The sequence below is a fragment of the uncultured Campylobacter sp. genome (assembly GCF_938045625.1).
GTDB lineage: Bacteria > Campylobacterota > Campylobacteria > Campylobacterales > Campylobacteraceae > Campylobacter_A.
This window is the reverse complement of record NZ_CALIAV010000055.1, coordinates 1-22,307: the sequence shown is the minus strand read 5'-3', so window position 1 is coordinate 22,307 and position 22,307 is coordinate 1. Positions and strand designations below refer to the sequence as shown.

24 protein-coding genes, 1 tRNA gene and 1 pseudogene are annotated in these 22,307 nt (G+C 48.0%); 15 read left to right on the top strand and 11 right to left on the bottom strand.

Annotated features, from left to right (window positions below):
* The first annotated feature begins 29 nt into the window (after window positions 1–29).
* Entirely contained in the window at window positions 30–1,136 is a 1,107-nt protein-coding gene (locus tag Q0386_RS05505; protein ID WP_299028215.1) for an FtsW/RodA/SpoVE family cell cycle protein, read from the top strand.
* A gap of 246 nt (window positions 1,137–1,382) precedes the next feature.
* Here the strand turns inward: Q0386_RS05505 and Q0386_RS05500 are convergent.
* Window positions 1,383–1,459, bottom strand: a tRNA-Ile gene (locus tag Q0386_RS05500).
* Between the two features lie 110 nt (window positions 1,460–1,569).
* On the opposite strand from Q0386_RS05500, the gene Q0386_RS05495 reads away from it, so the two are divergent.
* Window positions 1,570–1,986: an SseB family protein gene (locus Q0386_RS05495; RefSeq protein WP_299028212.1), complete on the top strand. Its 417-nt coding sequence runs from the start codon at window positions 1,570–1,572 to the stop codon at window positions 1,984–1,986.
* A 217-nt stretch (window positions 1,987–2,203) separates the two neighbouring features.
* A pseudogene (locus tag Q0386_RS10195) lies at window positions 2,204–2,932 on the top strand (CbrC family protein).
* A 757-nt stretch (window positions 2,933–3,689) separates the two neighbouring features.
* Here Q0386_RS10195 and Q0386_RS05485 read toward each other — a convergent pair.
* Both Q0386_RS05485 and putP read right to left on the bottom strand, forming a co-directional pair.
* Window positions 3,690–4,937 (bottom strand): DUF2130 domain-containing protein, encoded by a 1,248-nt coding sequence (locus Q0386_RS05485; RefSeq protein WP_299028209.1) that lies wholly within the window; start codon window positions 4,935–4,937, stop codon window positions 3,690–3,692.
* A complete protein-coding gene (putP, locus tag Q0386_RS05480; protein WP_299028206.1) occupies window positions 4,938–6,428 on the bottom strand; it encodes a sodium/proline symporter PutP in 1,491 nt (496 codons plus the stop codon).
* Window positions 6,429–6,568: 140 nt separating this feature from the next.
* Between putP and Q0386_RS05475 the strand changes: the two genes are divergently transcribed.
* From Q0386_RS05475 to Q0386_RS05440, 8 genes are all read left to right on the top strand, one after another.
* Window positions 6,569–7,279 carry an amino acid ABC transporter permease gene (locus Q0386_RS05475; RefSeq protein ID WP_002948422.1) on the top strand — a complete coding sequence of 237 codons (711 nt, stop codon included), beginning with the start codon at window positions 6,569–6,571 and terminating at the stop codon, window positions 7,277–7,279.
* Window positions 7,272–8,000, top strand: coding sequence for an amino acid ABC transporter ATP-binding protein (locus tag Q0386_RS05470; protein WP_002948421.1), 729 nt, complete (start codon window positions 7,272–7,274; stop codon window positions 7,998–8,000). Before Q0386_RS05475 ends, Q0386_RS05470 begins: the two co-directional genes overlap by 8 nt.
* A 12-nt stretch (window positions 8,001–8,012) precedes the next feature.
* Complete coding sequence (locus Q0386_RS05465) at window positions 8,013–8,834, top strand: transporter substrate-binding domain-containing protein (protein ID WP_299028202.1); 822 nt, start codon at window positions 8,013–8,015, stop codon at window positions 8,832–8,834.
* Window positions 8,835–8,894: 60 nt separating this feature from the next.
* Entirely contained in the window at window positions 8,895–9,611 is a 717-nt protein-coding gene (locus tag Q0386_RS05460) for a basic amino acid ABC transporter substrate-binding protein (RefSeq protein WP_299028199.1), read from the top strand.
* Window positions 9,611–10,345 (top strand): hypothetical protein, encoded by a 735-nt coding sequence (locus Q0386_RS05455; RefSeq protein WP_299028196.1) that lies wholly within the window; start codon window positions 9,611–9,613, stop codon window positions 10,343–10,345. Before Q0386_RS05460 ends, Q0386_RS05455 begins: the two co-directional genes overlap by 1 nt.
* 44 nt (window positions 10,346–10,389) lie before the next feature.
* Window positions 10,390–11,148 (top strand): hydroxymethylpyrimidine/phosphomethylpyrimidine kinase, encoded by a 759-nt coding sequence (locus Q0386_RS05450; protein WP_299028193.1) that lies wholly within the window; start codon window positions 10,390–10,392, stop codon window positions 11,146–11,148.
* A complete protein-coding gene (thiE, locus tag Q0386_RS05445; protein WP_299028190.1) occupies window positions 11,141–11,743 on the top strand; it encodes a thiamine phosphate synthase in 603 nt (200 codons plus the stop codon). Before Q0386_RS05450 ends, thiE begins: the two co-directional genes overlap by 8 nt.
* Window positions 11,744–11,835: 92 nt before the next feature.
* Window positions 11,836–12,387, top strand: coding sequence for an NAD(P)H-dependent oxidoreductase (locus Q0386_RS05440; RefSeq protein WP_299028186.1), 552 nt, complete (start codon window positions 11,836–11,838; stop codon window positions 12,385–12,387).
* Here the strand turns inward: Q0386_RS05440 and Q0386_RS05435 are convergent.
* The 6 genes from Q0386_RS05435 to Q0386_RS05410 form a co-directional block, all read right to left on the bottom strand.
* Window positions 12,350–12,487, bottom strand: coding sequence for a hypothetical protein (locus Q0386_RS05435; protein ID WP_299028183.1), 138 nt, complete (start codon window positions 12,485–12,487; stop codon window positions 12,350–12,352). The two genes, Q0386_RS05440 and Q0386_RS05435, sit on opposite strands and share 38 nt — an antisense overlap.
* Before the next feature lie 156 nt (window positions 12,488–12,643).
* Entirely contained in the window at window positions 12,644–13,519 is an 876-nt protein-coding gene (locus Q0386_RS05430) for a hypothetical protein (RefSeq protein WP_299028180.1), read from the bottom strand.
* 28 nt (window positions 13,520–13,547) lie between these two features.
* Window positions 13,548–14,048 (bottom strand): hypothetical protein, encoded by a 501-nt coding sequence (locus Q0386_RS05425; protein WP_299028177.1) that lies wholly within the window; start codon window positions 14,046–14,048, stop codon window positions 13,548–13,550.
* 194 nt (window positions 14,049–14,242) lie between these two features.
* Window positions 14,243–14,386, bottom strand: a complete 144-nt coding sequence (locus tag Q0386_RS05420) for a hypothetical protein (RefSeq protein WP_299028174.1) — start codon at window positions 14,384–14,386, stop codon at window positions 14,243–14,245.
* Window positions 14,387–14,545: 159 nt separating this feature from the next.
* Window positions 14,546–15,178 (bottom strand): hypothetical protein, encoded by a 633-nt coding sequence (locus Q0386_RS05415; RefSeq protein WP_299028171.1) that lies wholly within the window; start codon window positions 15,176–15,178, stop codon window positions 14,546–14,548.
* Complete coding sequence (locus tag Q0386_RS05410) at window positions 15,175–16,467, bottom strand: aminotransferase class V-fold PLP-dependent enzyme (RefSeq protein ID WP_299028168.1); 1,293 nt, start codon at window positions 16,465–16,467, stop codon at window positions 15,175–15,177. Before Q0386_RS05410 ends, Q0386_RS05415 begins: the two co-directional genes overlap by 4 nt.
* A 328-nt stretch (window positions 16,468–16,795) precedes the next feature.
* Between Q0386_RS05410 and Q0386_RS05405 the strand changes: the two genes are divergently transcribed.
* The 4 genes from Q0386_RS05405 to Q0386_RS05390 all read left to right on the top strand — a co-directional run bounded on the left by Q0386_RS05405 (window position 16,796) and on the right by Q0386_RS05390 (window position 20,178).
* Complete coding sequence (locus tag Q0386_RS05405) at window positions 16,796–17,398, top strand: DUF234 domain-containing protein (RefSeq protein WP_299028165.1); 603 nt, start codon at window positions 16,796–16,798, stop codon at window positions 17,396–17,398.
* Window positions 17,395–18,393 (top strand): PAS domain-containing sensor histidine kinase, encoded by a 999-nt coding sequence (locus Q0386_RS05400; RefSeq protein WP_299028162.1) that lies wholly within the window; start codon window positions 17,395–17,397, stop codon window positions 18,391–18,393. Before Q0386_RS05405 ends, Q0386_RS05400 begins: the two co-directional genes overlap by 4 nt.
* 135 nt (window positions 18,394–18,528) lie before the next feature.
* Window positions 18,529–19,200: a cysteine hydrolase family protein gene (locus tag Q0386_RS05395; protein WP_299028159.1), complete on the top strand. Its 672-nt coding sequence runs from the start codon at window positions 18,529–18,531 to the stop codon at window positions 19,198–19,200.
* A gap of 255 nt (window positions 19,201–19,455) precedes the next feature.
* Window positions 19,456–20,178 carry a DUF6683 family protein gene (locus tag Q0386_RS05390; RefSeq protein WP_299028157.1) on the top strand — a complete coding sequence of 241 codons (723 nt, stop codon included), beginning with the start codon at window positions 19,456–19,458 and terminating at the stop codon, window positions 20,176–20,178.
* 316 nt (window positions 20,179–20,494) lie between these two features.
* Here the strand turns inward: Q0386_RS05390 and Q0386_RS05385 are convergent, their stop codons facing one another.
* Complete coding sequence (locus tag Q0386_RS05385) at window positions 20,495–21,130, bottom strand: NAD-dependent epimerase/dehydratase family protein (protein WP_299028154.1); 636 nt, start codon at window positions 21,128–21,130, stop codon at window positions 20,495–20,497.
* Window positions 21,131–21,380: 250 nt separating this feature from the next.
* A complete protein-coding gene (locus tag Q0386_RS05380; protein WP_299028151.1) occupies window positions 21,381–22,142 on the bottom strand; it encodes an SDR family oxidoreductase in 762 nt (253 codons plus the stop codon).
* Between the last annotated feature and the right edge of the window lie 165 nt (window positions 22,143–22,307).

Here is a 22,307-nt window from a genome sequence, read left to right as displayed (position 1 = left end):
TGCTATAATCGCTCAAAAAAGGCAAATTTTTGATAAGACTCGATAGGCGAATTTTAACCCATTTTGACTTCGTTCAGCCGTTTTTGATACTTCCTATTATTATTTTATCATACATTTTGGTTTCTGAGGCAAATTCTATCCTGGCTGGCAAGCAGCTTGTATATTTTGGCGTCGGTTTAGCATTGTTTTTATTTTTCTTTTTGCTTCCCATTCGCAAGATCGCCTGGCTCATACCGCTATTTTACTGGATTTGTATCGTGTTGCTTATTAGCGTAGATTTGTTTGGCACCAGTAAACTGGGCGCAAAAAGATGGCTCGAGTTTCCTTTTATCCACTTTACGCTTCAGCCCTCAGAGATCATGAAGCCGGCGCTTCTTTTGATGTTAGGCTACCTCATCAAACAGCGCCCGCCAGAAGAAAACGGCTACGGTCTCAAGGACTTTTTACGTCTTAGCCTTTATATCCTTTTGCCTTTCGTGCTGATTTTAAAAGAGCCCGATCTGGGCACCGCGCTGATACTGCTTATCGTGGGCTACGCCGTGCTTTTTATCATCGGAGTAAATAAAAAAATTTGGGTCGTAATATTTGCCGGGGTTTTGCTCTCTGCGCCTGTGATCTACGAAAATTTACACGATTATCAAAAAAAGCGTATTACCGATTTTTTAAGCGAAGAGTCCAACTATCACGTGCGCCAGAGTATCATCGCTATCGGTAGCGGCGGACTAAAGGGCAAGCCAAAAGACGAAGCTACGCAGACGCACTTTAAATTTTTGCCGATTTCTACTAGCGATTTTATTTTCGCGTACACGATAGAGCGATACGGATTTTACGGAGGGCTCGCGCTACTTAGTTTTTACGGCGCGCTGATAGCTCATCTGCTCAGCCTAAACTACGGGCTAAAGGATGATTATTTTACGCAGACGATGGCGTCGGGGATCGGGATACTTATCTTTATCTACGTGAGTATAAATATCATGATGACGATCGGCTTTGCGCCTGTGGTGGGCATTCCGCTGCCGTTTTACAGCTACGGTGGCAGTAGCTTCGTTACTTTTATGTGCCTTTTTGGGATTTTGCAAAATTTGCTTGCGTTTAGGTTTGATCCGACGTATAGGTTGGTTAAATTTAAAATTTAAACATAAAAACTTTACTAAATACATACGTGAATTTTGATTGAAATAATTTTCAATCAAATCCCAAATAGAATTTGAAGTTTTTAAATATTAACCGCATTTGTTGTTAGGTCACTTTATTAGCGACGTTTTTTGACAGCCTGCCCCGATCGTGCAAGCACAAACCTAAAAATGTTTTATATGTACCGAACAAACTTATAATATAATCAGACGATGTACTTTAAAGTATTTGATAAAGATGAATTGAAGTGGTGGGTTCACCAGGACTCGAACCTGGGACCATCCGGTTATGAGCCGGATGCTCTAACCAACTGAGCTATGAACCCGCCAGCTGAAGTGAGGTTGTGATTATAGCAACGCAAAGCTTATTTACTGCTAAATTTTGATTTAAAAACGCAAAAATGTATAATATGCCAAATTTAATCCAAGGCAAAAGATGAACGAAAATTTAAGTGATTTCATAGACGCGTTTTTACTAGACGGCGGCGAGCAGAGCGAAAAGGCGCTAATAGCAGCGCTAAAAAAAGCAGAGTTTTTAGCCCCCGTGCTCATAAACCAAGCCCTAGCAAAACCCGATGGTAGCGCGGTTTACGAAGAAGAGGGCTCAAATATCAAATTTGTCCTATTAGAAGACGAGGGGAGCGGGCTTAGCTATTTCCCGGCATTTTCCAGCAGAGCAGAGATGATGAGATGGCGAAACGACGCCGAACAGGAGGCGATAAATCTGCGCCTAAAAGACTACGCCGCGATGCTAGAAAGCGCTGATGGCAAATACGCCGGAGTCGTGATAGACGCGTTTTCGCATAGTTTGATCTTAGATTTAGCAAAGCTAAAAGCAATCTGCGCTGAGTAAAATTTGATCCAAAAATAGCATGCCCGCTCAGTAAAATTTAAAGGATAATCCCACCCGCAACCGCAAATTTGAGGGGAGAAAATGGATAAGCTTAGAGAAAAATATATCGCGCTTCAAAAGGCGTTTTTGGGATTCAGACGGCGGCGCGGCGAGTATTTTGGCGCTGTACGAGTTCAAAGACGAGCTCGAAAAATGCGATAAAAAAGAGGCAAAGCTCGTGCTCGTGGACGTTTATGAGCTACTAGGGCTTAAAAAGAGCGCTTGCGAGCTTTTAGCCAAAATTTGCGATCCGAAGGACAAAAAGCAACTCAAAAAGCTCGGCTATCTAAAGCAGTATGCGCAAAACGGCGACGCGGGAGCGATAAAGCGCCCTAAAACCGCTAGCGAGGCGGCGCACCAAAGTAGAAAACTAAAAAGCCTGCCTCATTTTCGCTACCACCCGGATCCCTTCAAAACAGGCGTATTCAAGGACGATGTGAGCGTGGTTTGCGAATGCTGCGAGCAGGCGACTGACGTGTATTATTGCGGTAGCGTTTACAGTGTGGAGGACGTGAACTACCTCTGTCCGCACTGCATCGCTAGCGGCGCGGCTGCGGCGAAATTTGACGCCGGCTTCATCCAGGACGCCGACCCTCTGCCGGACGGCGCTGCGGACGCGCATGGCAAAACCGAGGAGTTGTTTCAAAGGACGCCGGGGTATTTTAGCTGACAGGGGGCGCATTGGCTCACGTGTTGCGACGATTACTGCGAGTTTTTGGGCGATGTGGGCACGAAGGAGCTGCAGGAGATGGGCATAGCGGAGGGGGTGTTTGCAGACTACGCCTTGCGCGGGGAATTTGCAGTAGAGGACGTGCGTGACTACCTAGTCGCAGGAGGCGATATGGCGGGCTATCTGTTTCGTTGCGCCCGCTGCGGCAAATATCAAATTTATGTCGATGCGAGCTAAATTTGAGAGAAAACTTGAAAAATTTTACTCGCCTAGCCCCGCATCTTTAAGACGTAAAATTTGAGTTAGCTAAATTTGATGCTGTTTTGCTTTTATGTTGAGGGGTTTTAAACTACGCTTTGCTTCGCAGTTGTGAGTGTAACGATGCAAAAGAGCCCCATTTTTATTTCCAATTTTTCCTTTCTTTTGGAGAGGAAGGGGTTCTACTTACGAAGCGTCGCCCCTTCCTCTCCAAAGCCCTCTCCAGCCCCACTGCACGTTAGAAGTTGCTGCACTGCGTGTAGGTCTAGATTTGGCGCTTACGCGCTACACATCTTTTTAATTTATAGCAGACGCAAATTTGCGAATTTAAAAACCTAACGACGCTTTGCGTCAGCAAAGCTATGTCGCCACCTCTCACGTCGTAGGGGTTGGGGGATTGTTAAGGAGGAAGGGAGCTCTTTTGCTTCGGCTTTGCCTCGCAACTGCTAGCAGAGCGTAATTCAAGCCCCTTCCCCCTTAACAAAGAAACAAGATAACCGTAGACAATCATTTTTGTTTTTAAGAAATTTAACACATAGCGTCAAATTTGAAAACCAAATTTAGCGCCTTAAAAATACGGGTCTTGGCAGATAAAATTTACAAATTTAGGAATATATGAGACAAATATTCCAGACAGAATAGGCGTAGTTTAAGTAAATTTTTCTTGCCCGCAAAGGAGCGGACTAGTCGTGCGTGACTGCAGGGGCGCAGAAAAATTTATTCTAAAATCCACCGTTTATGGGGAATCAAAATCTCCCGCATCAAACCCCAACTCCAGCGTCTTTATCTCCCCTATCGCATTTCCCGCTATCCCCTTTATTGAGCCAAACATCTCGATCGCGTTGTCGCGCACCTTTTCGATCTGCTTTTCGCGGCTCTTCCAGATGCGTTTCATAGCGTTTTTCTCGCGCTCTAGCTCCTCGCTCATCGCAGAAAAACCCTCCACGATGGCCTCAATACGCATCTTAAACTCATTGCTGACGAGATACGAGTAGAGCATCTCCATCTTGTTTGAGCGATTTTGCGCGGAGTTCCTAGCGAAATTTAGCTCTACGACGCCCTGCCTTAGCACGAAACAAAGCGCCTTAAACTCCTCGTAGTTGCACACCCATACGCCATCAACCAGCCCCATGCGCTCTAGCTCCCGCGGCCGAGCCTCGCTAACTAGCACTCCGACGTCAGCGCCTGATGCGCGCATATCGGCCTTAAATTTTTCTATCCATTCGTTTGAAAAATTTTTCGTGCGTTTGCTCTCGTAGTAGATTTTGCCGCAGTTTTGCGCCTCGCGGGTATTTACGATCTGCATCACGTCCGCGCCGTTTGCGCCCTTTTTGACCTCGTCTATGGTGTCAAATACGAACTTCTCCCGTAGCCACGCCTCGATGGCGAGCTCTTGCGTCTCGCCTTGTAGTTGCTCGCTACCCTGCTCTATGCGCCTTTGCGCCTCGTTTAGCTGCTTTTTTAGCGCTTCTAGCTGCTCGTCTTTTTGCTTAAATTTTAGCTCGTTTTGCTCGGCTAGAGCCTTGCCCAGCCGCTCTTTTTCCTCGTTTAGGCGTTTGCTTAGCTCGGCCTCGGTTTTAGCCATCAGCGCGCTTTCAAACTCGCTCTTTTCTCGTTTTAGTTTTTCTATCTCAAGCGTCTTTAAATTTAGCTCGTTTATCTGCTTTGACTTTGCTTCAAGCTCGTTTTTTAGGGCATTTACTATGTTTAAATTTTCGCCCTCGAGCTTTGTTTTTATTTCGTTTTCAAGCTCGGTTTTTTTAGCGTTTATGGCTGCGGCAAATTTAGCGTCGAATTCTTTCTCCTTCGCGTTTAAAGCATCTAAATGCGCCTTGTATTCAGCCCTCTTAATCTCGATCTCTTTATCAAACTCTCGTCTAGCCGCCGCCATTTTTTGCTTCATTTCAAGCTCAAGCTCGGTTTTTAGAGCCAAATTTACATCGACCTCGGCGCCGCAGTTACCGCATTTTACGCTACTTTGCATTTACAGCCTCGTTTTCATTTTTTCAAATTCGTCCTGCACAGTGGCCGAGTTTGGCTCGTTGCTCATCTTATCTATCGCGTCACCGTAGAGGCTGGTTAGATAAATCACGATGCAAGAGACCGCAAAGCCAGGCAGTATCTCGTAAACGTAAGAATTTAGCCCAAGCGCTATCCACGCGATCACCGTCGCTCCGCCCGTTATCATGCCTAGAAGCGCCGCCAGCGCGCTCATCCTGCGCCAATAAAGGCTAAAAAGCAGCACCGGCCCAAAGCTCGCGCCAAAGCCCGCCCACGCATAGCCCACGACGTTTAGCACGCTTTCGTTAAAGCTAAAAGCAAGCGCGGTAGCCACGAGCGCGACGGCCACGACGGCGTATCTGCCGGCTGCGACCTGGGCTTTTTGCGAAATTTCTTTTTTGTAAAAGGCAAACACAAAGTCCTGCGTCACCGAGCTTGCGCTAACCAAAAGCTGACTAGAAATCGTACTCATGATAGCTGAAAGCACGGCCGAGATAATAATACCCACGAAAAACGGATGAAACAGCGTTTCGCCAAGCTGCAAAAAGACCTTTTCGGGGTCAGCCAGAGGCAAATTTAACTCGCTGTAATACACAAAGCCGATCAGTCCGCTCATCATCGCTCCAGCAAGCCCTATCGTCATCCAGCCGATACCGATGCGGCGCGCTTGGGCTAGCTCTTTTGAGCTTCGTATCGCCATAAACCTAACGATGATGTGCGGCTGTCCGAAGTACCCAAGCCCCCACGCCATGAGTCCCAAGATGCTTAAAAAAGTCTGATCGTAAAAGACGTTTAGGTGGTTTTTGCCGTATTTTGACACCTCGTTCCAAAAGGTAGCACCGTCTGGCAAATTTAGATTACAAAACGCGACTACGGGTACGGCGACAAGTACCAAAAACATCAGCATGCCCTGAAACGCGTCCGTGATACAAACCGCGCGAAAACCGCCGAAAAACGTGTAAAAAACGACGATAGCCAGCGTAAAAATCGCACCAAATTTAAAATCTAATCCAAAAAAGCTCTCAAAACTCTTGCCACCCGCTATTATGCCGCTACTAACGTAAAGCGTGAAAAATATCAAGATCAAAAGGCCCGAGACTATGCGTAAAATTTTAGTCTCGTCTTTGAAGCGGTTTTGTAAGAAATCGGGAATCGTGATGCTGTCGCTCGCAACCTCGGTATAGACGCGCAGACGCTTTGCTAAAAATAGGTAATTACAATACGCTCCTATAACAAGCCCCAAAACCATCCAAATCGTAGCCAGCCCCGTGGCATATAGCGCGCCCGGCACGCCTAGCAGCATCCAACCGCTCATATCGCTAGCTCCGGCGCTTAGCGCGGTTACAACCGGCCCTAGGCGGCGGTTGTCGAGCAGATATTCGCCCATATTGGCGTTTTTGTTATAAGAGTATCGCCCTACGAAAAGCAAAAATCCAAAATACAGCGCGATGGCGATATAGCGTGCATAGTCCATTAAATTTCCCTCGGTTTTTTAAATTTGAGTTACGATAATATGATAAATTTGTTTAAAAGATAATTTTTTCGCGTAAAAAAGGTTAAATTTATATTTTTTTCCGTATTATTAACCCTCATTACACTTTTAAGGTTTAAGAAATGCTAAACGAAAAATTTTTCAGGGCGCTGTTTTTCGTCGTCATCGTCTCCGCGGGCGTTTACTATTTTTATCCGACGGAGCTAAACGAGGCGCAACGTCTAGCTTACCTTAAAAGCTATGGCGTGACGCTGGGACTCACCATAGGCGGCACGGCTATCGGCGTGACTTTGGGCTTTATTTTGGCGTTTTTAAAGTTTTTAAATATCAAAATTTTAAGCTTTCTCATTGACGAATACGTAGATATCCTGCGCGGAACGCCGATTATTTTGCAGCTTCTTATATTTTCGGTCGTGATTTTCGCAACCTGGAGCGATAACTTTTACGTCGCTTTAATCGCGCTTGGGCTAAACAGCTCCGCCTACGTCGCAGAAATCGTGCGTAGCGGCATAAATAGCGTCGATAAAGGGCAAATGGAAGCCGCAAGGGCGATGGGCCTAAACTACTACGTCTCGATGCGCGAAGTGGTGTTCCCGCAGGCGACTAAAAACATATTGCCTGCGCTTGCGAACGAATTTATCTCGCTGTTTAAAGAAACTTCGGTCGTAGGCTACATTAGCGTCATCGACATCACAATGCAAAGTAAGAGCCTACAAGCGGTATTTTATAGCCCAGAGCCCGTCATTTTCACGGGTATAGTTTACTATGTCAGTGTGAAGTTCTTTACGTTTTTGGTTAAAATTTTAGAGAGGAGACTAAATCGCCATGATTGAGATTAGAAATTTGAGTAAAAATTACGGCGATTTACGCGTCCTAGACGATATCAGCGTAGATATCAAACAAGGCGAAATCATCGCCATCATAGGTCCTAGCGGCGGCGGCAAGAGCACGTTTTTGCGCTGCATAAACCGCCTAGAAGAGCCAAGCGGCGGGCACATAAAGATAAACGGCGAGGATATAACGGACAAAAAAACTGATATAAACAAAATCCGTCAAAAAGTGAGCATGGTTTTTCAGCACTTTAACCTTTTTGCAAATAAAAACGTCTTGCAAAATTTAACCCTAGCTCCGATAAAAGCGGGAATTTTAGATAAAGAAAGCGCGGAAAAAAGAGCCGACGAGCTACTAAAAAGCGTGGGCCTAAGCGATAAAAAGTATGCATTCCCGCACAAGCTCTCGGGCGGTCAAAAACAGCGTATAGCAATCGCTAGAAGCCTTGCTATGAATCCCGAGGTCATACTCTTTGACGAGCCAACGAGTGCGCTAGATCCAGAGATGATCGGTGAGGTGCTAGACATCATGAAGGACGTCGCAGCAAAGGGCATCACGATGCTAGTAGTCACCCACGAGATGGGCTTTGCTAAAAACGTGGCCAATAGGATATTTTTCATGCACGGCGGTAAAATAGCCGTGGACGACACGCCTAAAAATGTTTTCGAAAACCCTAGCAATCAGCGTTTGCAGGATTTTCTAGGTAAAATTTTAAACCACTAAAAGGAGGTCAAAATGTCACAAAACATCGTTGCGGCTTTGTCCGCCGGCAAATTTAAAAAACTTTTCGTTTTCGTAGCCGCCGCTTTGATGATTTCAGGCTGCGGTCAAAGCTCGAATGAAAACGCGAGCAAAGACGCTGCAGTAAAAAACGAGGCAACCCCCGTAGCGGTACAACAAACGATAAAAGTAGGCTCGAGCGCGGACTATCCGCCGTTTGAGTATATCGACGAGCACAACAAAATCGTAGGCTTTGAAATCGATATGATAGAGGCCGTCGGCAAGAAAATCGGCGTCAAATTTGACGTGCAAAATATGAGCTTTGACGGGCTAATCCCCGCTCTAAAAACAGGCAAGATAGACGCCGCGCTAAGCGGTATGAGCGCGACCGAGGAGAGAAGAAAATCGGTCGATTTTACGAAGCCTTATTATTTTTCGGATAATCTTTTCATCCGCAAAAAAGGTACCGACGTAAATGCGACCAATATGCACCTCAAAAAAATAAGCGCGCAAATAGGCACCTTGCAAGAGGCCGCAGCTAAATCCATCTGCGGCGACTTAGCCGTACCTGCAGAGACCGTAGCGGCTGCGATTTTATCGCTAAAAGCAGGCAAAATCGACGTCGTGCTAACAGATAGCCCGATCGGCTACGAGTATCTAAAGCAAAACTCGGATCTGGAGGAGTTTTTAAAGCTTCCCGACGGCACCGAAGGCTTTGCCGTAGCGTTTAATAAAGGCAAGCACCTAGAGCTAATCGGCAAAATAGACGCCGCGATAGAGGAGCTCAAAAAGAGCGGCGAATTTGACAAGATGATGGAAAAATACGGCCTGAAGTAAATTTACGAGCCCGCACCGCGTTGCGGGCTTAAATTTGAAACCAAATTTAAAGGAGAGAAAATGAAAAAGATTTTTGCGCTGCTTTTAGCGGCTCTAGCTACACTTGGCGCTGCCGAGCTAAAGATCGGTACAGCCGCTAACTATCCGCCGTTTGAGTACGTGGACGAGCAAAACAAGATCACCGGCTTTGACATGGACCTAGTAGCCGAGCTCGCTAAACGCGCGGGTTTTGAGTACAAGATCGTAAATATGAGCTTTGACGGCCTCATCCCCGCTCTAAAAACGGGCAAGATCGACGCCGTAGCAAGCGCGATGAGCGCGACTGACGATAGACGAAAGTCGATTGATTTCACGCAGGCTTACTACGCTACGGAAAACATCTACTTGCGCGCTAAAGGCAACGACGCCATCGCGAGCAAAGACGCCCTAAACGGTAAAAGAGTGGGCGTACAACAAGGCACCGTCCAAGAGATCGCCGCTAACGCTATCGCAGGCGCTAAAGTCGTGCCTGCCGAGGATCCGGTTCCGCTAATCATGGGGCTAAAAAAAGGCAAGATAGACGCGGTCGTACTTGATAGCTCGATCGGCTACGGCTTTTTAAAGAAAAATCCGGAACTTGAGGAGTTTTATAAAGAAACCGACGGTAGCGAAGGCTTTTCTATAGCATTTGACAAAGGCAAACAAGCCGATCTAGTCACTAAGATAAACACCGCGCTTGACGAGATGAAAAAAGACGGCAGCTACGACAAACTGCTAGAAAAATACGATCTGAAATAATGAAAAAAAGCGCATTTTTTACTCTGATTAAATTTTGCGCTTTAGCCTTGCTGTCGGTAAATTCGGCTGCCGAGTTTACCGACATGCAAATAACCCAAACGACCAAATCCAAACGCGAAAAAGTCACAAAAGAAGTCCTTTTTTTAGAAAAAATTTTAGACTACGATACATTTATCTTTAGGCTAAACGCCGCCGTGATCGCCCCTTGTAAGCTTGCAAACGTCAAATTTTATAACGGCGCAAAATGCATAAAAGAAAAAAAAGAGCTGGAAAATTTCACCAAATCCTACGACAAAGAGATCAATAAGATATTTCGTCCGGGTCGCAACTACTACGTGCTCACGCTAAAAAATCTAGGCGATAGATGGCTATGCGAAGTAAGCGACGAAAGCAGAATCCTAAACAAAACCCTAGTTAAAAACGGCCTCGCCCTGCCTACTAGCAAAGAGTATCAAAAAATCGAGGTCAAAGAGGACTGGGCAAAGAAAAATCACGCGGAAATTTACGAGTGCCTAACCGGCAAAAAGCTAGAAGACGAAAAAGCAAAGAAAAAGCCGAAGAAAGCCGAAAATAATGCCACCAAAAACGTTCAAACCGAGCAAAATCCTGCGAGCGAGCAGCCTACGCAAACGCAGTCGCAAACTCCGCCGATACCGATGGAGTCGCAAGGAAACGGCCCCGTAAATTTAAAGGAGCTAGGCGTCGAGTTTGGCAAGGATTTCGGTGACAAATAAATTCGACCAAAGACAAATTTAACAAAACCGCTCAAGGCAAAACAATGAAAAATCCTAAAAAAAATATCCTAATCATCGCAGGCAGCGACAGCGTCGGGGGTGCCGGCGTGCAAGCCGATATAAAAACCTGCGAGGCCTACGGCAGCTACAGCGCGACCGCTATCACGGCTCTAACCGCGCAAAACACGAGCGGCGTGAGCGCGGTAATGCCCGTAACGCCCGAGTTTTTAAACGCGCAGCTAGAAGCAGCCTGCGCCGAGCTAAAATTTGACGCCGTAAAGATCGGCATGCTCTTTAACAAACAGCTCATAGCCTGCGTCAAAGCCTGGCTAGAGCAAAACAGCGGCATACCAGCCGTGATAGACCCTGTCTGCGTGGCAAAATCAGGCGCGAAGCTCCTACAAGATGGCGCCATAAACGCGTTAAAGGAGCTTTTAAGCCTCGCCCGCATCGCGACACCAAATTTAGACGAAGCGCGCATTTTGGGGTTAAATTTGAGCACCGATCTGCCCTGCGACGTCGTGCTAAAACGCACGCGAGCGAGCGAGATTTGCGAGGATACGCTTTATAAAAAAAGCGGCGAAATTGTTAAATTTGGCGAGCCGCTAGAGCGTCCCACAATCATGCACGGCGCGGGATGTAGCTTTGCCACGGCTATCGCATGCGCCCTAGCTTGCGGGGCAGACGAGGTAACGGCAATCAAGAGCGCCAAAGCCTTCGTCGCAAACGCGATTAAAAACGCCCACGGCTCAAATTTCGGCGTGCGGCTACTAGATCACAAAGCAGCGGGCGAAAATGTCTGAAATTTACGCTATCACGGATGATATCCTAACGCCAGAAAACAGCGTGCTAGAGCAAACTCGCGAGCTGCTAGAGTGCGGAGTGAAGCTTTTGCAGTACCGCACTAAGCTTGAGCCAAAAAACGAGCGCGTAGCTCTTGCGCTAAAAGAGCTTTGTGAGCGTTACGGCGCAAGATTTATCGTAAACGACGACGTAAAATTTGCAGCCAAAATAGGCGCTAACGCCGTGCACATCGGCAAAGATGACGGCGGAGTAAAGGCCGCTAGAAAGATCTTAGGCGAGGACGCTTTCATCGGCGTTAGCTGCTACGACGATCTAAATTTAGCGCTAAGGGCGCAGGACGAGGGCGCTTCTTACGCGGCATTTGGCGCCCTGTTTGCAAGCCCGACCAAACCGCACGCCCCGCTTTGTAAATTTGAAACGATCAGGCGCGCAAAGGAAATTTTACGTATCCCGATTTGCGTGATCGGCGGCATAAACGCAGCAAATATCGCGCAAATCGCCGCGCTAAATCCCGACTACATCGCCGTTATCTCGGCACTCTACCGCCCCGCATCCATAAAAGAAAATCTGCGAAATTTGCAAGCGTTTTTGTAAAAATGCGCTAAATTTGCCTCGCTAAACCGCGCAATGCTCCGCCTAAATTTAAGCCAGGTTCGCTAAAATTTGCTCGATTAAAAAGGAGAAAAATGAAAACCCTAATCATCTTAGCCCACCCCGATATCAAAAACTCAGCCATAAACAAACGCCTGCTACAAGAGGTCCTCAAAGAGCCGCAGCACTTTAGCGTTCATGATTTGACGCAGGTTTACGGGAGAGGCGATATCGACGTCGCGCGCGAGCAAGAGCTCATCAGAGCCCACGACGCCCTCGTTTTGCAGTTTCCACTTCATAACTTCTCCTGCCCTCCGATTTTAAAATCATGGATCGACGCGGTGATGACGCACGGTTTTGCCTATGGGCGCGGCTCGGACGGTATTGCGGGCCGCAAGGTCGCGCTAGCCGTGACTGCGGGCATCAAAAAGAGCGATTACTGCCCGCAAGGACGCTATCATTTTAGCTTGCGCGAGGTTCTTACGCCGTTTGAGCTTGCGTTTAAATACTATTTTCACGCCGACTACCGCGGCTTTTTCGCATTTTACGGCGCCGAGGAGACTCCGGGCGTGGACTACGTATCAAGCCAGGACGATTTAGAGCGCGGAGCTAGAGAATACGCGGAGTTTTTACAAAATTTAGGCTAAATTTGACGGTCGCAGTTAGTCTTGCTACGCATAAATTTGCCTCAATATAAACCACGGAGATCGCGCTAAATTTAAGCTTTATCGCCGCTATTTCTGCCATTTACCGCCCGGCAAAATTTGCAAGCGTTTTTGTAAATTTAAACGCGGGCGAGCGGCTTAAATTTGACGGACTTGCCCGCGTTACTCAAATTGTACGCCGAATTTTAGCGTCAAATTTACGGTGGCGGGCTCAAATTTAAAATCTCCGCGCCAAGGGCTAATCCTTTTTATAAAACACGTTAAAGCTGGCTCCGCCGAGCAAGATTACGATGCCGGCAATCCCCGCAAAAGGCGAAAACCAAAAATCCATCGTCCCCGCATAGAGCAAAGCAAGCCCCATGCAAAGGCTAATCGCGATATCTGCGCTAAACCAAAGCGCCCTCTCAAAAAAGCCTTGAGATTTTTTCGCCGTCAGGTTTTTGCTGAGATTTCGTATCTTTATGACCCTGAAATTTTCGTATTTTACGCTCGCTTCGTCGCCGTTTGCTAGCTCCAGGGCGCGCTTTTTATGGCTGCTACCCCATAAAAACGTATCGCCGACCGTGACTCTAAAATAGCTCTTCTCTTTCGTCTCAAAAATCCTTTTGTCGCGCACCCTGCCGTTAGCCTCGCCGCTAGACTTGGGCTCTTTTGTGGCGCCCAGCATCGATCTAACGCGCAAGCCCAAAGACGCCTCGCGGTGATACTTAAACCAAGCAAAAGCAAGAGAGCCGAAACCAAAAACAAGTAACAAAGTGCTAAAAAGCGGCCACCGTCCGTCAAAACCAGAAAAAATCCCCCAAACGCCGGCCGCGGCGAACAACAAAAATAGCGCGAAAAACAGAGCCGCAAAAAGGAGGCTAGGCTCATAGGCGTACCAGGCCGCGGAGTTTAAAGAGCGATTTTTTAGCCCCAAAACCCGCCCCTTTTTATCGCAAACCGCCAGCATCTCGTCGCCGTCATTTAACGGCAAGAGCGGACTTTGCAGCGAGCGAACGTTTAAAATTTGCCCATCCAAGCTAAAGCTATAATCAAATCCGCTTTTGTCTTTATAGACGCACTCAAGCGAACCCGCGCGGCCGCCGAGCAGTTTTAAACCGTTTTTGGTTTTCATCAAAAATCCCCTTGAATTTGACGCCATTTTACAAATCCATCTCATTTAAAAATTTTCTCAAAGCCAGATACGCCTCGACCGTGCCGCTTAAGCTTTTGCTTTCGCTCCAGTATATGTGCAAAAAGGGTAGCGATAAAAATAAGCAAATAACAAGGGCGAACAAGGCCGTCATGCCTGCAAATTCGGACAAATACTTGCTTAAATAAATTATAGGTATCGCAAAAATCGCACCTAAAATTTTACCGGGAACGATATCAAAGATCGCCGCCCAAAATAGTATAAAATGCGCGCGCCAAGCGTAGTTTTTGAGCCATTTGCCCGAGGTTAAGTTTTTAAAATTCCAAACCTCGTTTTGCTCGTCATAGGCGATAGCTAGGCGGTCGTTTTCGCGAGGCACGAGGCGATCTTTGAGGTTTTTAACGTTAAATTTCGCGCCCGCGATCTCAAAAACGCACTCGTCCGTAGCCGCATTCCATCTCACGTTTTTTACCTCGCCCGCTAAGACCTGAAACTCGCGCGAATCTCGCATCTAATTTTTCTCCAAAGTTTTTGTAAATTCGTAAAAATTAACGCCGCGCAAATTTGAGCCGGGCGTAAAAATACGCCAAATTTGAGCAGGACAAAAACCCGCGCGGGCACATAAATTTAACCGCGCGCAAAAAAGCGCAAGTGAAGGCTTTAAGCCTGACGAGCTAATTTGAGCGCTAGCGGAATTTAGCAAATTTACGCCGTAAAGATACCCGTAAAGCCCGCCAGACAAAACAAAATGCCGCCGGAAGCGAGCCAAATTTGCCCGTAAAAAGCAGTCAAATTTGAGCAAAAGCAAATTATGCACCGCTCGATAAATTTACCAAAAAATCGACTCAAATTTTAGCCTAGCAATCGCCGATGCGTCAAATTTGAGCCGAATAATCTAAATTTACATGAGACGCGAAGCCGCCCGCAAAAAGACAAAAGCGCGGACGGTCAAATTTGACGGATCGCCTGGCCGAAAAAAGCAAATTTATGCCGCAAAAGCCCGCAAATTTAGCGCGCCGCTAGTCCTTCTAGCTCCTTTGCCAGCGAGTTTACCTTCGAGTCGTCCATGCCGTTGCGCTCGACGTCGCTCACGACGATGTCCTCCCACGCCTTGGCAAACTCAGCCTGCGATAGCCCCAGGCCGCCCTCGCCTTTTGGCAGCATGCTGCTAATCACCAGCGCGCGGAAGCACACGTGGCGATCGCCCTTGTAGGCTTTGCACTGCTCTAGCGAGTTTTTAAACTCGGCTCCTAGGTGCTGCGCCACCTTGTCGTCCGGGTATTTTTCCGACGCGCGAGCTATGTCAAGTGCGGCTTCGTAGTACTGCGAGATGGCCTTAAACTCGTCATTTTTGGCAGCGTACTCGAGTAGTTCGCCAGCCCTTTTAGCATCACGCGGCGCGCCTAGACCCGTAACGTAGAGCAGCCCCAGATCGCCGCACGCGTCTCTTAGACCCTCGTCGCAGTATTTTTTGCGAAGCTCGAATTCCTCTTTAAATTTACCGCTTTCAAAGTAGTTGTTCGCGCCCGCCACGGAGTTGTACTCGCGCAGTACTTTTGCGTACTGCTCGGGGCTAAAGGGCTTTGCCTGCGCGCAAACGGCGCAAAGAGCAAACAAGGCTGCGGCTAAAATTTTATTCATTTCTTTTCCTTTTTGGTTTTAAATTTTTTGATAGTTTTTTTGATGGCCTTTAGCAGATAGGCGACGTCTTTTGGCGTGTGCGAGTAGTGCAGGCTCACGCGCACCCAACCGGGCTTTTGATCAAATTTCTGATCGTCTTTTAGCCCGAGCAGATCGTGTCCGTACGGACCGGCGCACGCGCACCCCGCACGGGTCTGCACGCCGTAGTCCTCGCTCAGCGCTTCGGCGAAATCATAAGGCGAAACGCCTTTTACATTAAATGCGAAAATCGGCAGTCTCGGCACTCCGCGCGGACAGTAACTCACGACCTCGGGGATCTTATCCAGTCCCTCGCAAAATAGCTTTGCAAGCTCATCCTCGCGGCTTTTTATGACGTCTAGGCCGACCTCGTTTCGTAGTCTGTATGCTAGCGAGGCTCTAATTAGCCCCATCACGTGCTGGGTGCCGCCCTCCTCGGTGCGCTCGATGCTAGGCGCGAAAAAATGCGAGCTACGGCTCACGTAGCTAACCGTCCCGCCCGCGGCGAAGGTCGGTTTGTCTGATTTTACGAGTTCTTTTCTTATCGCGAGCAGTCCGCAGCTACCCACGCCGCCTAAAAGCTTATGCGGCGAGAGAAATAGCGCGTCGAAATAGTCGGCGTCGAGGTTATCGTGCGAGCTAAAACTAGCCGCGTCAAAGGCCACCGTCGCGCCGTATCGCTTCATCATCACGTAGATTTTTTTGTAGTCGCTGATTATCCCCGTGACGTTTGACGCCGCGCTAAAAGAGCCGATGATCTCGCGCTTTGAGTTGATTTTGAGCAGTTGATCGAGTCTGCCGAAATTTATCTCCCCGCTCTTGCTTAGCGGTATGCGCACGACCTCGCACAGCCCCTCGCGTAGGCTAACCTCGTTTGAGTGGTGCTCGTAGGGCGAGACGATGACGAGGGGTAAATTTGCACCCTTTACCGCCTCTTCGCCTAGGCGGTTTGCGCTCATAGGCGGCAGGTAAAGCCCCATGATCTCTTGAAATTTCTTTATCGCTCCCGTCGCACCGCAACCGGCAGAGATCAGATAAAATCGCTCATCAAGCCCCAGCGCGTCTTTTAGGCTCTGCCTTGCTTTTTCGTAGCGTTTTTGCGTTTTTAGCGCGTTTGAGGCGCTTTCTGAGTGCGTGTTGGCGTAGGTTTTTAGGTATTTTGCGATCTTGCGCTCTATTGGCGCGTAGGCTAGACCTGAGGCTGTGTAGTCAAAGTAGCGCACGCCCTTTTTTAAAATAATATTTTTCCTGATTTCGTCGATGCTAACCAAAATTTTTCCTTATAAAAAAAGAGATTATAACCAAAGTTGTGCTAAAATGGGCTAAAAAGGAGCAAAAATCTACGCCTTAAAATCAAGCTACGCGCGCTTTAAGCACCTTGATATCCTGCAGCTTATTTACTTTCATCTAGTCTTTGACGCGCTCAAATTTGAGGCGAATTATTACGATATTTTCGAGGCGATCGAAAAGGAAATTTTAGATAAATTTGAAGATCTGTCGCTCAAATTTAGCTTTGACGCGCCTTTTGAGAGCGAGCTTAAATTTGCCCTTTGCAAGCTTGCTAAAAACGACCGTAAAAAATATGCTCTAAATAAATTCTTGCCCCGCCCTCTCATCCTAAAAATTTACGCCGCCGCGATAAATTCGGGCGTAGTCAGCATCGAAAAGACACTGGAAAAACCGCGCGTAAAAAGCAAATATCAAAAATCCAAAAAGCTGCCCGAGCGCGATAAGGCGCAGGATAAGGTGGTCTTTAACGACAATTTTACTAGATTTTGGTTTTATTTCATCGAGCCAAATTTGGCCCTTTTAAAAAACGGCGAAAAGGCCGCGCTGATGGAGATTATCAGACGTGAGTTCGACTCGTACGCGGGCTTTGGCTTTGAGCTGCTTTGCCGCGAACTTTTGGCGTTTAGACTAGGCACGGAGCCAGCACGGGTGCGGAGCTTGTGGGCGAAAAATATCGAGATAGATATATTTTTGAGCCTAGACGGACGTATCATCGTTGGAGAAGCTAAATTTAAAGAGCATAAAATTTGCAAAAATGTGGTAAATTTACTCCTTAAAAAATGCGAGCGACTAGGCTTTGAGCCAGACGTCGTCGCGCTATTTTCCAAAAGCGGCTTTAGCAACGAAGTCGGCCGCCTAAAAAACGAGCGAATTTTACTTTTTGATTTAGAAAATTTCGAGGAGCTTTTATGACTCAGATCGACAAAACCAGCGTCCAAGACGGACTAAAAAGCCTGATCGAGCAAACCTATCTGATAGAGCGCGAGTACAAAAATCTGACCGCGTCGTATGCAAATTTGCAAGGCTTTATCAAAGATATCGTGGAGATTTTGCCCAATGCGATCTGGGTTTTGGACGAGGCGGGCGAGATATTTTTACAAAACTCAGAAGCCCTAAAACTGGGTCAAATTTTAAAATTTATCCCGCAAAATGAAGGCGAGATAAGCGCCGCGGGGCAAATCTACCTCATCAAAATTGCCCAAAAAGAGGGCAAAAAAATCATCTCCGCAACCGACATAACGACCGAAAAGCGCACCGAGCGCCTAGCCTCGATGGGTCAAGTCGCCGCCCACCTAGCCCACGAGATACGCAATCCCGTGGGCTCGATCTCGCTGCTAGCCTCCACGCTGATAAAAAAGGCGGATGAACGCGCGCGCCCAGTCGTCGAGCAGATGCAAAAGGCGATCTGGCGCGTCGAGCGCATCATCAAGGCCACCTTGCTTTTCACCAAAGGTCTAACGATAAACGCGCGCGAATTTAACCTAGCCGAGCTAAAAAGCGAGTGCGAAGCGGCGATAGAGTGCTACACATACGGCAAGGAGATCAAATTTAGCCTAAATTTCCCCGACCTGCCCTATGTGGGCGACCGCGATTTGCTGGCGATGGTGTTTCAAAATATGCTGTTTAACGCTATCGATGCGGTCGAGGAAAACGAGGACGATGACGGCTGGGTGCGCGTGGACTACGAGCAGCGCGAGGGCGAGCATAAATTTACCGTGACCGATAGCGGCGTGCCGATCAAAAACCAAGCCATGGTCTTTGAGCCCTTTAAAACAAGCAAACTAAAGGGCAACGGCCTAGGCCTGCACCTATGCCTGCAGATCGTCCAGGCGCATGGCGGCAGTATCGAGATCGAGCTTGAGCCAAAGAGCTTTTGCGTAAATTTGCCCGCAAAGACGCGCGGCTAGGCAGGTGAATTTGATGAAATTTGACGCTTTGGGCGAGATTAAATTTGAACGCGAAATTTAGGGCGGCTCGCGGTTTGAGATTAGCTTCGGCGAGCCGAACAACGAACAAAAAAACAATCAAAACAAGGAGAGAAAATGAAATTTGACGCGAAAATCTTAGAGGATTTGGCGAAGTGGTTTGAGGAGCTAAAGGAGATTAAATTTAGCGAACTTTTAGCGGGCGACGCGGCAAACACCGCATTTATCAGCGTGGATATGATAGAGGGATTTTGCAGCATGGGGCCGCTAGCTAGCCCGCGAGTGGGCGCGATCGCGGACGGTATAGCGCAGACTCTTAGCGCAGCTTACGCGGCGGGTGCGAGAAATCTCGTGCTACTCGAGGATAGCCACGAGGCAAACTGTGCGGAATTTGACGCATTTCCTCCGCACGCGGTCAAAGGTACAGAGGGCGCAAAGACGATACCGCAACTGCGCGAATTGCCGTTTTTTGACGAGATAAAAATCTTTCGCAAAAACTCCCTGAGCACGGCTTACTGCACCGATTTTAACGCATTTCTCGCGCAAAATCCACAGATTGACACCTTTGTGGTGCTAGGCGACTGCACCGATCTTTGCGTCTATCAGCTAGTCTCGCACCTAAAGCTCAGCGCAAACGAGGCAAACATCAGGCGCAAAGTCCTAGTGCCGGCAAGCCTCGTCGCCACCTACGACGCGCCGGGGCACGAGGGGGACTTTTATCACGCGATGTTTTTGCGACATATGCAAACTGGTCTTGGCGCGCAGGTCGTGCGAGGGATTAAATTTTAGCGCCGATTTTGCGGGCGAAGTAGGCGGTAAATTTAGACTGCTAGCGGCGTCAAATTTGAGCTAAAGCGCGAAATTTGACTACTTGCCGTACGTTTGCGCAAAATCTCTTGGATGATAAATTTGCACGCCCTTAGCGTCCGTCTGCGCCGCGGCAGCGTAGAGGCAATCAGAATAAAAAAGATCGTAGCCGCGTTATTTTAGGTATAATGCGGGCAATGCGGCGACGTCGCATAAACTTGTATTAGGAGGCGTTTTATGAAAATTTTAGGCAAGATTCGAGTCGGCGCGGCGGCGCTTGGAGTGGTGATGTGTTTTAGTAGCGCGCAGGCTTTTTTTACGATTGATTTTAACGAGCAGTGGTTGCGGCAGGATGCGTATAACCGCGCTATGAATCAAGCAAGAAAAAATTTAAATCCGCCCGATGATTCCGCCTATGCCAAAGATATCAAGACCGATATACTCTATACGGGTGCGCTGGTACGAGCCGGAGATCATTTTTTGGATATGGACGGCATAGAGCAGATAGCGCAGCTTTTTCCTGCCACGCAGCAAGACGAGGGGCGGCGCTTGCTAGTAGAGGGCATAGATAAGCTAAACGGCAGCGTCGAGCAGCTATACGGCATACCCAAAGAAAACGTGGCGACCGGCATCGTGGCGCTACTAGGAGGCGCTTACGCGGCGTATTTTAATCATCCGATGCCGGACGAAGCCGTAAAGCCCGCATTTTTGCAGATCGCCGAGTTTTTGCGCAAAAAACCGGAGCTGTTTGAGGGAAAGGCTACGGAAATGATGAACTCGTATCAGATATCTATGGGGCTTGGGTTTTTGCTAATGGCAATGCAGCAGGAGTTGCAGCAGCATCCAAATCCCGCGCACGAGGCAGAGCTAAAAGCCGTAGGCAGGCTGGTTTTTAAATCATTACTAAACGTCGAACCAGAGCAAATGGATTTTACCGCATCCGGCATAGTTTTTAAGTAGGCGTTTTGATTTTTGCGCGAGCAAAGCAAAACTGCGTACAGGCTCGCGCTACCTGTTAGGCGGATCGCGGGGCAAAAGCCGTCCTAGCAGCGTTTGAGTGCGACTAAACAAATAGCCAAACATAAACAAAAGCCTCTTTTTTGACACACCCAACTTTTGGCTGCGACCGAGCAAATAGCCAAACCGCGCTCAAGAGCCGAATTTAAATAAGGCCGCACGCCTTGCAAATTTCGGCCGATTTTTTATTTTAAAATAGCAGGCGCATTTTCGGCGTTTTTAAAAGCTTAAAGCCAAAATCGCCTTTACGCTTTCGCTTCTAAATAAACTCTCTGGGATGATAAATTTGCACGCCCTTAGCGTCCGTCTGCGCCGCGGCGATAACGGCGGCGGCGATATCTTTCGCGCTCATCGGGCGGTAATTAGTTAAGATAAATTTCGGCAAAAGCCCAAACAGCCAAACCATAAAGAGCTCGCCCATACGCACCTGCTCGCGCTCGCTTTTTATCGCAGGCAGCCGCGCGATTTGCACGTTCTCGTATTTTAGCGCGGCGATCTTTTTTTCCGCCTTACCCTTTGCGCGCAGATAAAAAAATCTCGACCTCTCGTCCGCGCCCTGCGATGAAATGAGCACAAAACGGCGCGCGCCTGATGCGATACCCCATTTTGCGATATTTACGGGGTAGCTCACGTCCACTTTATAAAACTGCCCGCGGCTGCCGGCTTGCTTCATCGTCGTGCCCAGCGCGCAAAATATCTCGTCTATCTCGCGTGGCGGCATGTTTTTTACGTCGCTAAAATTTACGATCTGTGTCTCTAGCTTTTCGTGGCTAAATTTTAACTCTCGGCGCGCCCAAACGATGATTTTATCGTAGCTTGGACTCTCGCAAAGCCCGCGCACGATCTCGCGTCCGACCGCTCCCGTGGCACCCACAACCAAAGCCGTTTTTCCCATTTTCGTTCCTTAAATTTCTATAAATTTTATCGCGCTTTGCAGTCAAATTTAACTCAGGCGCTACGTTATTCTAAATTTTACGCGTGTATCGTCCACACGGCACGGCTCGTCGTGCGATCTATAAATGCGTAAAATTCAAAGGCGCCTGCCTGCGCAGCTTGTCGCTACGAAGCTAATCAAGTCCTGCTCGCACGTAAAGAAGCAACTTAACAGTGCAAGCTATAAGTGAGCTTGCGCCTCACCCGATCCGCTATTTGGCGGCTGCTATATAATTAAATTTCGGTTCGCTAAGTTTAAATTCGAAGCTAGCCAAATCTACCTCTCCGATGCATGCATCGCTATCGTAAAGCGTGAGCAAAAATTCTGCCGTTTGTTCGCTGCTGTGGTATTGCGAAAACGCCGCATCGTAATCAAATCCGCGCTTTCCCGAAGCTACGTCGCAAAACTCGCTTTTAGTCGCGGCGGGAGCTAGAACTTTAGCCTGCATTTTGGCCTCTTTATCCTGCGCCAGCTCGTGGCTCAAACCCTCGGTGAAAGCGCTTACGAAAAATTTTGTAGCGCAATACGGCACGACGCCGGGCGCCAGAAAATAGCCGCCCACGGAGGAGATGTTTATAAGCTGAGTTTGTTTGCGTTTGTAATCTCGCGTAAATAAGCTCGAAAGTATCGCGAGCGCGGTTACGTTTAGGTCTATCATTCTTACCGTTTTTTGTAAATCCTGCTCTCCCACTAAGCCAAAATCCCCAAAGCCAGCGCTATTAATTAGCGCCTTTAGCTCGTAGCTTTTTAGCTCGTCCCAAAGCGCTAGGACGTTCTCGCTGCGCGCAAGGTCGCAAATTTTAATGGCTACGTCCGATTCGGGCGAAATTTTAGCGATCTCCTCCTTTAAGTTTTGCAGCAGCTCCGCTCTGCGCGCGATTAGGATCAAATTTTCTCCGCGCCCAGCAAACGCCTTTGCTGCGGCCGCTCCGATACCCGAACTTGCGCCGGTGATGACAATATATTTTTTCATTTTCTATCCTTTTTTAGATTCTTTGGCTTGAAATTTTACCGAAGCTCGCCGCGTATTTAGGCGCGCACTCGTCTTAAATTTACAAATTCACCCGCGTTTTGCGAGGCGTTTTATTCGTCGCTTATGGGCGTGCGCTTGGTATCTACCGCTTTGCCGTCCAGATAA